Consider the following 11,139-nt stretch of genomic DNA (forward strand, 5'->3'; position numbering starts at 1 on the left):
AATCAGCCTCTCTGCATTCCCGCCGCGATCACGGCACGTCCGATCGGCGCGGCAACCGAGCCTCCCGTGGCGGCGAGAGCGCGATCGCCGCCGTCCTCCACGATGACCGCCACGGCAACAGTGGGCTGCTGGGCAGGCGCAAAGGCGATATACCACGTGTGCGGGGGAGTGTTACGGGGATCGTCGCCGTGCTCGGCGGTGCCGGTCTTCGACGCGATCTGGACCCCCGGAATCTTGCCCTCGCCGCCGGAGAAGTTCTCGGATCCGATCATCAGGTCGGTCAGGGTGGCCGCGACCTGCGGTGACATGGCCTGCCCGGCCGAGACCGGTGAGGTCTCCGCCAGCACCGACAGGTCCGGCGACTGCAGCTGGGACACCAGGTGCGGCTGCATCCGGACGCCGCCGTTGGCGATGGTGGCGGCGATCACGGCGTTCTGCAGCGGGGTGAGTGCGACGTCACGCTGGCCGATGCTGGACTGGCCCAGCGCGGCGCCGTCGGGGATCGGCCCGATCGTGCTCGCCGCGACGGGGACGGGGATCTCCACGGACTCCCCGACACCGAGGGCCTCCGCCTGCTCGGCGAGGGCCTCCTTGCCGGTCTCGATGCCCATCTCGACGAAGGCGGTGTTGCAGGAGCGGGCGAAGGCTTCGCGCAGGGAGGCCGTAGGGCCGCCACCGCACGTCGCGCCGCCGTAGTTCTCCAGGGTGGTCGCGGTGTCGGGCAGCGTGATGTTGGGCGCGGCGGTGAACTGGTCGTCGGGGGTGGTGCCCGCAGCGAGGGCCGCGGCGGTCACCACGACCTTGAAGGTCGAGCCCGGCGGGTAGGTCTGCGAGATGGCGCGATTGAGCATCGGTTTGTCGGGGTCGGCGTTGAGTTCCTCCCACGCCTGCGAGGTGGCGGCGCCGTCGTGGCCGGAGAGCCGGTTGGGGTCGTAGCTCGGGGTGCTCACCATCGCCAGGATGCGACCGGTGCTGGGCTCGATGGCGACGACCGAGCCGGTGTAGCCCTTGGCGGTGAGTTCGTCGTACGCCACCTGCTGCATGACAGGGTCGATGGTGGTGACCACGTTGCCGCCGCGAGGATCCCGTCCGGAGACCAGATCGAAGAAGCGCCGGCCGAACAGCCGGTTGTCGGACCCGTTGAGCACCTCGTCCTCGGTGCGCTCGAGCCCGGTGCTGCCGTACTGCATCGAGTAGAACCCGGTCACCGGTGCGTAGGCGAGCGGACTCATCGGCTGCTCGGGGGCGGCCGGGTACGTGCGCAGGTACTTGTAGCGGCTGTCGGTGGGGACCGACACCGCCAGGACCTGTCCGCTCGCGGAGATCTGGCCGCGCTGACGCGAGTACTCGTCGATGAGCACCCGCGAGTTGCGCGGGTCGGTGCGCAGGTCGTCGGCTTTGATGACCTGGACGTAGGTGGCGTTGGCAAGCAGCGCGACGACCATGAACATCACCGCCATCGCGACTTTGCGGAGCGGTGTGTTCATCCGCGCCCCAGCATTTCCGTCGGCGCGTCCGCGATCGGTGGCGGTGCCTTCTTGCGTGGGGCGGCGGGCTCGCGGGCCGCGTTGGAGATCTTCACCAGCAGCGCCAGCAGGAGGTAGTTCGCCAGCAGCGACGAGCCGCCGTAGGACATGAACGGTGTGGTGAGACCGGTGAGCGGGATCAGCTTGGTGACGCCGCCGACGACGACGAACAACTGGATCGCGATGGTGAACGACAGTCCGGCGGCCAGCAGCTTGCCGAAACTGTCGCGGACGGCGAGCGCGGTGCGCAATCCCCGCGTGATGAGGATCAGGAAGAGGACGAGAATGGCGCTGAGGCCGATGAGCCCGAGTTCCTCACCGATCGTGGCGACGATGAAGTCGGTCTTGGCGAACGGCACCTGCGCGGGACGTCCGCTGCCGAGCCCGGTGCCGGCGACGCCCCCGGTGGCGAGACCGAACAACGACTGCGAGATCTGGTAGCCGGTGTTGTTGTAGTCGGCCAGCGGGTCGAGCCAGGTCTCCACGCGCACCCGCACGTGCCCGAACATCTGGTACGCGAAGTAGAAGCCGACGACGAGCAGGGCGCCCCCGACGAGCAGCCAGCCCACCCGTTCGGTCGCGATGTACAGCATCACCAGCACCGTGCCGAACAGCAGCAGCGACGTGCCGAGGTCCTTCTCGAACACCATGACGCCGATCGAGAGGATCCACGCCGCGAGGATCGGGCCCAGGTCGCGGGCGCGGGGGAAGTCCATGCCGAGCACGTGTTTGCCGGCGGTGGTGAACAGGTCGCGCTTGGCCACCAGCACGGACGCGAAGAAGATGATGAGCAGGATCTTGGCGAACTCGCCGGGCTGGATGCTGAATCCGGGCAGCTTGATCCAGATCTTGGCGCCGTTGACCTCGGAGAAGCGGGACGGCAGCAGGGCCGGGACGGCGAGCGCGACGAGACCGATCAGGCCCAGGGTGTAGCTGAACCGGGCGAGGAGCCGGTAGTCGTGCAGCAGCGCCAGCACCGCGACGAAGCCGGCGATGGCGAGCGCCGTCCACAGCACCTGCTGGTTGGCGTCGGGGGAGGGGATCGGCTGACCGAGGTAGCGCGCGTTCTCCTCGTCGGCGAGGTCGAGTCGGTGGATCAGGACCAGTCCCAGGCCGTTGAGCAGCGCGACGATCGGCAGCAGCAGCGGGTCGGCGTAGGGCGCGAACCGGCGCACCGCCAGGTGCGCGGCGAGGAACAGCACCGCGTACGTCAGCCCGTACTTGGCCAGGTCCATGGTCAGGGTCTGTTCCTGGCTGGCTTCGACCAGCATCAGCGACACCGTGGTGATCGCGATGGCGGCGACGATGAGCAGCAGCTCCGTGTTCCGCCGCGTGGACACGGCGGGAGCCGGGGCGAAGCCTCCGGGGGGACTGGGGAAGGAGGCTCCGGGTGCGTGGGACACCGACATCAGGCGCCCACCCGGCAGTTCTGGCCCGGCACCTGCGGGACCGTCGGCTCGGGCGCCGGGGCCGGGGCGGTTGTCTCGGCGGGGGGTGCGGGTTCCGACGCGGGAGCGGCCGTCGGGGCCGGCGCGGGAGCCGGTGGGGGCGCCGGCGCCGGTGCGGGCTCGGGAGCCGGCTGTTCCTCGACGCACACCGGGAGCAGGTCGTTCTCCGCGAGCCGGTTCATCTGCGTGCGCGCGTCGTCGAGAGACCCCGACGGCAGGCCCGCCCGCACCTGTTCGCGGGCCGCCGGCTGCAGATCGTCGACCAGCATGACGCGGCAGTCCGCCTCCTGCGGGGAGGTCAGGGTCAAGGTTCCGTCGTCCGCGAGACAGCCGACGAGGGACTGTTCCTGCAGGGAGTAGCCGAGGACGCTGCCGGGCACGCCGCGCAGCACCGTGACGCGGCCGTCGTCGTCGCCGACGTAGTAGTAGCTGCGGATCATCGTCCGGCCCACGGCCGCACCCGCGACGAGCAGCCCGAGCACCACGATCGAGACGAGCGGCCACCACATCCGGCTGCGTCTGCGCGCGGGCTCGGGATCCTTCTGCGCGACGACACGCTTGGGCGTGGCGCGCGGCGGACGCATCGCGGCGGCGCGGCCCGCGGCGGTGTTCGGCGGCGGGGTGTCCTCGTCGTCCCCCGACGCGGCGCCGGCGACGATCGGATGGCTCTGGCCGTAGTCGAGATCGATGACGTCGGCGACGACGACGGTGACGTTGTCGGGGCCGCCGCTGCGCAGGGCGAGTTCGATGAGCCGATCGGCGCACTCGTCGTGCGTGCCTTCGCTCATGGTGTCGGCGATGGTCTCGTCGCTGACGACGTCGGACAGGCCGTCGGAGCAGATGAGGTAGCGGTCGCCGGCGCGTGCCTCGCGCACGGTGAGGGTCGGTTCGACCTCGCTGCCGGTGAGGGCACGCATGATGAGCGAGCGCTGTGGGTGGCTGTGCGCCTGCTCGGGCGTGATGCGCCCCTCGTCGACGAGGGACTGCACGAAGGTGTCGTCGCGGGTGATCTGGGTCAGCTGGCCGTCGCGCAGCAGGTAGGCGCGCGAATCGCCGATGTGGGCGAGGCCGAGTTTGCTGCCGGCGAAGAGGATGGCGGTGAGCGTGGTGCCCATGCCGTCGAGTTCGGGTTCCTCCTCGACCTGATCCGCGATGGCGGCGTTGCCCTCGCGCACGGCGGCGGCGAGCTTGCCGAGCAGGTCCCCGCCGGGTTCGTCGTCGTCGAGGTGGGCGAGCGCCGCGATCATCAGCTGCGAGGCGACTTCTCCGGCGGCGTGACCGCCCATGCCGTCGGCGAGGGCGAGCAGGCGGGCCCCCGCGTACACGGAATCTTCGTTGTTGGAACGAACCAGGCCACGGTCGCTCCGGGCGGCGTATCGCAGTACAAGGGTCACGGGCGGAGCTCGATCACGGTCTTCCCGACCCGGACAGGAGTGCCCAGGGGTACGCGGACGGCGGTGGTGACCTTGGCGCGGTCCAGATACGTGCCGTTGGTCGAGCCCAGATCCTCGACGTACCAGTCCGACCCGCGGGGCGACAGGCGGGCGTGCCGGGTGGAGGCGTAGTCGTCGGTGAGGACGAGGGTCGAGTCGTCGGCCCGGCCGATCAGGACCGGTTGGGAACCGAGCGTGATGCGGGTGCCTGCGAGCGCGCCCTGGGTCACCACCAGGTACTTCGCCGACTTGCCCCGGCCCAGCGACGGCAGCACCGACTGGTTGCGCGGCGAGTAGCGCGGGACCGGACGTGCGGCACCGGCGTAGATGTCCGACCGCAGCGTGCGCAGGATCGCCCAGATGAACAACCACAGCAGGAGCAGGAACCCCGCCCGGGTCAGCTGCAGAATCAGCCCCTGCACGGCTCGCCCTCCTTCTGCGTATCGGCCCGGTGCGGTGTCGTCCGGTGCGCTGCGGTCACCCACAATACGGACCCCGGGCGACGAGACGCATCGTCCGGCGCGTTGCCGACGCGTCGGATGGGTCTCGGGCCGGTTCCGATCGGGTCTCGGTCCTCGGCGCTCAGAGAATGCGCACCAGGATCTCCGAGTGACCCGCCCGGATCACGTCGCCGTCGGCGAGCTGCCAGTCCTGCACGGATGCACCGTTGACGGTGGTGCCGTTGGTCGAGCCGAGATCCGAGAGCATGGCCACCTGCCCGTCCCAGCGGATGTCGATGTGGCGGCGGGAGACGCCGGTGTCCGGCAGCCGGAACTGGGCGTCCTGCCCACGTCCGACGATGTTGCTGCCCTCCCGGAGCTGGTAGTAGCGTCCGCTGCCGTCCTCGAGCTGGAGCGTCGCGGTCAGCACCCGGCCGGCCTGCGGGGGCTGGTACGCGCCGGCACCGTAGCCCTGGTCTGCGTACCCCTGCTCGGGGTAGCCCTGCTGGCCGTAACCCGGATCCGCATACCCCTGGTCGGGGTAGCCCTGTCCGGCATAGCCCTGCTGGCCGTACCCCTGATCCGGGTAGCCCTGGTCGTAACCACCGGGCTGGGCGTATCCGCCCTGGTAGCGGTCGTCGCCGTAGGCCTGCTGGGACGGGTACTGCGGGGAGTAGTCGCGCCCATAGTCCTGGCTGTACGCCTGTCCGGAGTAGCCGCCGTAACCTCGGTCTTCGCCGTAGCCCCGCTCCTCGTGCCCGCCGGGCGCGCCGTAGCCCTGCTGGTCGTATCCGCCGGCGTCGTAGCCGCCCTGCTCACCGCCGTACGGTGCCTGCGCGGAGGGGTACGCCCCGCCGTTCCGCTGGCCCTGCTGGTAGCGCTGATCCTGGCCTACGTGCGTGTGACCGTTCCGCGCGTACTGCGGCTCGGCGCTCTCGGCGGGGTCACGGCTTGGGTCGTAGCCTGGGTTCTGCGTCATCGAGCCAACTCCTGGGTCGGGGGTCACGGTTGAACGGTGGTGCGGTGTCCGTGAGGCCGGGGCGCGCCCGACGTCGGGGTCGACCGACCCGTGCGTGCGGAACTGCCCGGTGTGCAGCGCCGCCGACGACTCGAATCCGACCTGGATCTGACCGTAGGTCTGCCACCCCTGCTCGCGGATGAAGTCCTCAAGGTGACGCGCGAACGCCTTCACCGTCAAGTCCCGATCCGCGGCGAGGGCTTCGTGATCGGATTCGCTGATCGTGATCACGTACCGGTTGGGAGCCAGCGTGTGGCCCCGGTCGAGCTGCTGGACGCCGTCCGTGGCCTCGCGTTGGAGCGCGGCCTCCACTTCCTGCGGAACGACGCCGCCACCGAAGACGCGCGCGAACACGTCGCTGACGGCAGCCTGCAGCTTGCGTTCGAATCGCTGCGCGATACCCACGGCGACCCCCTTTCCGGTCTGCGTGTCGCAATGCAGAGCTCGCTTCTGCATGGTATCGACTTTTCGTCCGATCCGGCCCGGTGGAGGGGGCGCCCCCGCCGCCGCGGTCCGGCGCATCGCCCGGAAAGGGCCTCTGCGCAGGCGAATCGTTGTTCGCCGAGGGGGTGTGTTACTGTTTTCCAGTCGCTCGGGCGAGTGGCGGAATGGCAGACGCGCTGGCTTCAGGTGCCAGTGTCCTTCGGGACGTGGGGGTTCAAGTCCCCCTTCGCCCACCACATCGGGCCCCCGATCCTCGCGGATCGGGGGCCCGAGTCGTTCTCCGGTCGCTCGGTGCGTTCGGTTCAGGAGCCGGCCGTCGCGAAGCGCGTCCGCAGGTTCGCAATCATGCAGTGCAGCTCCCGCTGGGTCTCGCGCAACTTCCGGACCTCCGCCTCGTACCGCTGTGCTGCGGCGACGGAGCCGCTGCCGCGTTCGATCCGCGCGCAGGTCTCGGCGGTGGCGAGTGCCGCGGTGACGCTGTCGTTCTCGCGATGGAGGATGCCGAGGAACACCTGTCCCTGGTGGACGTCGGCGACGGTGTGCTCGTCGGCGGTGGCCGCGAGATCCGTCAGGCTCGTCGCGCCGTGGGGCGAGGACGGGGTTGTCGTGCGATGTGCAGTGCGGGTCGTGCTCATGGCGAGCAGTCTGGCATCCCCGGACGGATTACATGCAGGATGCATGGTCTGTTGTGCCCGATTCGGGACGTTTTCCCAGTCGGTTGAGTGTTCAACAAGTCGCCACGTGACGGACGTCTCTGCGCAACCGCTTCCGGCGGTGGTTCCCGCTGGAGGGCAGAGTCAAACCCGCTGTGACTCACTTCACGGAACTTTTGTTTCCTTACCCTAACAACTGCCTGTTACCCTTTCGATACCGCTGACCGCAGCTGATTTATTCGCTGCGGTCAGTTGTTATTTGTGGGGTTGTCACGTTCCCGTGGGACGGGGATGTCGACTGACCCGCGAGACGCCCCGCAGCCTGCCGTGAGCCGAGCGGGAGGATCTCGCGGCGTCGGCCGAGTGGGTTCGACGACAACCTCCCGCTGGACGCGGAATCCGCCCGCTCACCGCCGTTGTGGACAACCCCGAAGTTGTCCACAGCCCGGCAGGTTTCGCCCGCGCTCAGATTCCGGTGGTCCCCCGCGGGTACGCCGCTGTGACGTCCGTCAGCACGTTCACCAGGTACGGCACCCCGGACGCGAACGCCCGGTCCAGGGCCGGGCCGAGTTCCCGCGGATCCGTCACCAGCTCGCCGCCCGCCCCGAGCGCCGTCGCCACCAGGTCGTACCGCGTGCCCGGCGCCAGGTCGGCGGCCACGTCGTAGCCGTACAGCAGCTGCATCGGACCCTTCTCCAGCCCCCACGCCGAGTTGTTCCCCACCACGATCACCACGGGAAGTTCGTGCCGCACCAGGGTGTCGAGGTCCATCAGGGACAGCCCGGCCGCGCCGTCGCCGAGCAACAGCACCACCTGACTCGCCGGCCGTGCCACGCGCGCCGCGACGGCCGCGCCGAGCCCGGCGCCGAGGCATCCGTACGGCCCGGGATCGAGCCACTGGCCGGGCCGTCTCGGTTCGACGAACTTGCCCGCGAACGACACGAAGTCGCCGCCGTCGCCGATGATCACGGCGTCGTCGGCCAGTCGCGGCAGCAGTTCCCCGTAGATCCGGGCCGGGTGGATCGGGTCGGTGTCGGCGGCCAGGAGGGCGGCGTCGCGCTGGGCCGCGGCCGTCGCCTCCTCGCGCAGGCTTCGCACCCAGGTCTCCGTGTCCGGACGCGAGGGCAGCGCCGAGAGGATGCCGTCGAGGCAGGCCGTGAGATCGCCGGACACCGAGGCGGCGAGTTCGGCGTGTGCCGACACCTGCCCCGGTTCGTCGGCCACGTGCACCACCCGGGCCGCGGGTGCGCCGTCGCGTCCACCGAACCGGCCGTAGCCGAGGCGGAAGTCCAGCGGCGTGCCCACGACGATCGCCAGATCGCAGGTCCCTACCGCGGTGCCGCGAGCCTTGGTGACGAGCAGCGGGTGTCCACCGGGGACCACGCCGCGGCCCATGCCGTTGGTGATCACCGGGATCCCGACCTCGTCTACGAATCGCAGCGCCGCCTCCTCGGCGTGATCGGCCCACACGTCGGTGCCCAGCACGAGCAGCGGCCGCTGCGCCCCGGCGAGCAGGGTGGCGATCTCCGTCTGTGAGTCCGTGTCGGGCTCGAGCCGGACCGCGACCGGTGGCGCCGGCAGCGGCAGCGTGGCACGTCCGAACAGTTCGTCCATCGGCACGTCCACGAATGCCGGCCCCCGGTGCGACGCGCGGGCCGCCCTGAACGCCTCGTCGACCAGCGGACCCACACGGTCCAGCGTCTTCGCCGTCTCGGACAGCTTGGTGACGGTGGACAGCAGCGGCGGCTGGTCGAGTTCCTGCAGGCTGCCCGTGCCCCAGCGGGCGTTGGGTGCGCGGCCGCCGAGCACGACCAGCGGTGACCCCGCGAAGTACGCCTGGGTGACGGCACTGACACCGTTCGTCACCCCGGGCCCGGCGGTGAGCACGGCCAGCCCGGGATGCCGGAGGAGCTTGCCCGTGGCCTCCGCGGCGAACACCGCCGTCTGCTCGTGCCGCACGTCGATCAGCCGCATGCGTGCCGCGCCCTTGACCGCGGCGTCGTACAGCGGGAACACGTGCGCGCCGGAGAGGGTGAACATCGTCTCGACACCGTGGGCGCGGGCCACCGCGGCGGCGTGGTCGCCGCCGTGCCCCTCGAGGTCCGGGCTCATGGCGCGAAGGGTACGGGTGCGGGCAGTGCCGTGGGGCGGGTTCGGTGAACTCTGCCCGAGCCGGCCGTCCGCACCGGACCGGGAGGATTCTCCGAAAAGTATTGTGTCACAAAGCGATATCGGAATGTCGGTGGACTGTCACGCCCGTTGCGGCGCGAGCCGCAGCACCGCGTCGCGCAGGGCTGTCCCGCGTTCGGCCGTCGCCACCCGGCTCGCCGCGTACGACGCCCGCACGAGGAGCCGGGTGGTCCGACGCCGCGCCCGGTCGTAGCGGCCGAGCGCTTCGGGCACCTCGAACCGGGCGAGCAGCCCCGCGAGGGTGGCCGCGTCGACGATCGCCTCGCAGGCGCCGCGGCCGAGGTTGGGCGTCATGGCGTGGGCGGCGTCGCCGAGCAGCGCGACGTTGCCGCGCACGTACGACGGCAACGGCGGGGACTGGTAGATCTCGTGGTGGAGCACGGTTGCGGGGTCGAGGCGGTCGAGTACGTCGCGCACGGCCGGATGCCAGTCGCCGAACCGGGCGACGAGGTCGTCGGCGCCGCCGGTGGTGCCGACGGGCGCGCGGACCGCGGCGAACCAGTTGACCAGGCCGCCCTCGCGGGGAGTGATCCCGAAGAGTGCGCCCGCGCCCCATGTTTCGGTCGCGGTGTCCACGGTGCCGTCGACCCAGCCGCGCCAGGCCGCGAGGCCTGCGTGGACGGGCCGGTGGCCCGGGCCGAAGAGGGCGTCGCGGGTCGGGCTGCCCAGACCGTCCGCGCCGATCACGACGTCGTAGGCGCCGAGCTCGGTCAGTGGCGGGGCGGCCCGGCCGAGCCGCAGCACCTCGTCGGGCAGGCCCGCGGCGAGCAGGCCCAGCAGCGCCGGCCGCGAGAGCAGTACGGCGGGCCGCCGGGTGCGCATCCGCGCCAGCGGACGTCCGTCGGGCCGCACGATCGCACCGCGGTCCAGGGCGACGCCGAGTCGCTCGACGGCGCCGGCGAGCCCGGCCGAGGCGAGAGCGTCGAGCGCGGCCGGCCACATCCCGAGCGCTGTTCCGGTCGCCGGCAACGCGGGGGAACGCTCGAAGACGTCGACGTGCCAGCCCCGCCGGACGAGTGCGTTCGCTGCGGTGAGCCCACCGATTCCGCCGCCGAGGACCGCGGCCTTGCCGCTGTTGCTCCTGGTCATGACGACAATCTACTACGTATGTAGTGTCTTGTCACTACTGTTGTAGTGTCGAGGGGTGACCGACAAACGCGCCGCGGTGCTCGACGCCGCGATCGAACTGCTCGGCCGGGAGGGGTTGCGCGGGCTCACCCATCGCGGCGTGGACGCGGCCGCCGGCGTGCCGGCCGGTTCCACGTCGAACTACTTCCGCACGCGCCGGGCTCTGCTCGAGGGCGTCCTCGACCGTCTCGTCGAGCGCGACCGGTCCGACATCGCCGTCCTGGGGGGCGGAAACCTCCCGCGCACCGAGGACGAACTCGTCGACGTGCTCGCGGGGTACGTGATGTTCGCGACAGGTCCCGATGCGCTGCGTACCCGGGCCCGGTTCGCACTGTTCGTCGAGGCCAGCGCCTCCCCGGCGCTGCGACGGTCCGTGCAGCGCCGGCGCGACGAACTGCAGGGCACGGGGCTCACGGTGCTCGCCGCTCTCGGCTCCGCGGATCCGGTCGGCGGGGCACGCATGCTCGCCGACCACCTCGACGGGATGATCCTGCACCGTCTGACCTCGGAGGATGCGGACTCCGACCCGCGCGAGGACCTTCGCCGGCTGGTGCGCGCGCTGCGGTGACGCGGAGCGCCGCGTGGTCGTACGTCAACCGCGTGTTAACGGTCGGTCACCGGGCCGTTAGGGATGGATAGGATAGCCTTGGTTGCGTCGTCCCCAGGCGGCTGACATATCGTTGTACGCAACACGGTGGACACACGACGTCCAAGCCGACCGGGAGATCCGGCCCGAGCTGCCGAAAAAGGGCACCCGCATCGTCGCGGAAGGGCGGATACTGAACGGTGATCGGTGCCGATCCACCACGTGTCGGTACTTGCTCACGCAAGTAGATGGCCATCAGCGCTGCTGGTCGTC

At 70.7% G+C, this 11,139-nt stretch carries 9 protein-coding genes and 1 tRNA gene; 2 read left to right on the forward strand and 8 right to left on the reverse strand.

All coding sequences use genetic code 11. The features are described 5' to 3' along the window. Positions 1-2: 2 nt before the first annotated feature. The 5 genes from LZP97_RS20665 to LZP97_RS20685 form a co-directional block, all read right to left on the reverse strand. Positions 3-1,487, reverse strand: a complete 1,485-nt coding sequence (locus LZP97_RS20665; protein WP_010595475.1) for a peptidoglycan D,D-transpeptidase FtsI family protein — start codon at positions 1,485-1,487, stop codon at positions 3-5. After that, a complete protein-coding gene (locus tag LZP97_RS20670; RefSeq protein WP_026137848.1) occupies positions 1,484-2,935 on the reverse strand; it encodes an FtsW/RodA/SpoVE family cell cycle protein in 1,452 nt (483 codons plus the stop codon). Before LZP97_RS20670 ends, LZP97_RS20665 begins: the two co-directional genes overlap by 4 nt. After that, the gene (locus tag LZP97_RS20675; RefSeq protein WP_026137849.1) at positions 2,935-4,368 is read right to left on the reverse strand and encodes a PP2C family protein-serine/threonine phosphatase; all 1,434 of its coding nucleotides are present in this window, start codon (positions 4,366-4,368) and stop codon (positions 2,935-2,937) included. The genes LZP97_RS20670 and LZP97_RS20675 overlap by 1 nt, the downstream gene beginning before the upstream one ends. Further along, a complete protein-coding gene (locus LZP97_RS20680) occupies positions 4,365-4,829 on the reverse strand; it encodes an FHA domain-containing protein FhaB/FipA (RefSeq protein ID WP_010595478.1) in 465 nt (154 codons plus the stop codon). The genes LZP97_RS20675 and LZP97_RS20680 overlap by 4 nt, the downstream gene beginning before the upstream one ends. Positions 4,830-4,989: 160 nt before the next feature. Beyond that, positions 4,990-6,321 carry an FhaA domain-containing protein gene (locus LZP97_RS20685; RefSeq protein ID WP_234574903.1) on the reverse strand — a complete coding sequence of 444 codons (1,332 nt, stop codon included), beginning with the start codon at positions 6,319-6,321 and terminating at the stop codon, positions 4,990-4,992. 138 nt (positions 6,322-6,459) lie between these two features. Here LZP97_RS20685 and LZP97_RS20690 point away from each other — a divergent pair. Then, a tRNA-Leu gene (locus tag LZP97_RS20690) sits at positions 6,460-6,545 on the forward strand. A 66-nt stretch (positions 6,546-6,611) separates the two neighbouring features. Here the strand turns inward: LZP97_RS20690 and LZP97_RS20695 are convergent. The 3 genes from LZP97_RS20695 to LZP97_RS20705 form a co-directional block, all read right to left on the reverse strand. Continuing rightward, the gene (locus tag LZP97_RS20695; protein ID WP_010595480.1) at positions 6,612-6,944 is read right to left on the reverse strand and encodes a hypothetical protein; all 333 of its coding nucleotides are present in this window, start codon (positions 6,942-6,944) and stop codon (positions 6,612-6,614) included. 483 nt (positions 6,945-7,427) lie between these two features. Continuing rightward, positions 7,428-9,074 carry an acetolactate synthase gene (locus tag LZP97_RS20700; RefSeq protein ID WP_017681101.1) on the reverse strand — a complete coding sequence of 549 codons (1,647 nt, stop codon included), beginning with the start codon at positions 9,072-9,074 and terminating at the stop codon, positions 7,428-7,430. A 138-nt stretch (positions 9,075-9,212) separates the two neighbouring features. Next, positions 9,213-10,241 carry an FAD-dependent monooxygenase gene (locus LZP97_RS20705; RefSeq protein ID WP_010595482.1) on the reverse strand — a complete coding sequence of 343 codons (1,029 nt, stop codon included), beginning with the start codon at positions 10,239-10,241 and terminating at the stop codon, positions 9,213-9,215. 55 nt (positions 10,242-10,296) lie between these two features. Between LZP97_RS20705 and LZP97_RS20710 the strand changes: the two genes are divergently transcribed. Next, positions 10,297-10,848 carry a TetR/AcrR family transcriptional regulator gene (locus LZP97_RS20710; RefSeq protein ID WP_010595483.1) on the forward strand — a complete coding sequence of 184 codons (552 nt, stop codon included), beginning with the start codon at positions 10,297-10,299 and terminating at the stop codon, positions 10,846-10,848. The last annotated feature ends 291 nt before the right edge of the window (positions 10,849-11,139 follow it).

The sequence above is a fragment of the Rhodococcus sp. DMF-1 genome, from assembly GCF_021441945.1.
Classification (GTDB): domain Bacteria; phylum Actinomycetota; class Actinomycetes; order Mycobacteriales; family Mycobacteriaceae; genus Rhodococcus; species Rhodococcus ruber.

Excerpts from the sequence above, each read along its gene's own strand:
- LZP97_RS20700 (WP_017681101.1), bottom strand. The coding sequence starts at position 9,074 with ATGAGCCCGGACCTCGAGGGGCACGGCGGCGACCACGCCGCCGCGGTG.
- LZP97_RS20665 (WP_010595475.1), bottom strand. The coding sequence starts at position 1,487 with ATGAACACACCGCTCCGCAAAGTCGCGATGGCGGTGATGTTCATGGTC.
- LZP97_RS20705 (WP_010595482.1), bottom strand. The coding sequence starts at position 10,241 with ATGACCAGGAGCAACAGCGGCAAGGCCGCGGTCCTCGGCGGCGGAATC.
- LZP97_RS20695 (WP_010595480.1), bottom strand. The coding sequence starts at position 6,944 with ATGAGCACGACCCGCACTGCACATCGCACGACAACCCCGTCCTCGCCC.
- LZP97_RS20685 (WP_234574903.1), bottom strand. The coding sequence starts at position 6,321 with ATGCAGAAGCGAGCTCTGCATTGCGACACGCAGACCGGAAAGGGGGTC.
- LZP97_RS20670 (WP_026137848.1), bottom strand. The coding sequence starts at position 2,935 with ATGTCGGTGTCCCACGCACCCGGAGCCTCCTTCCCCAGTCCCCCCGGA.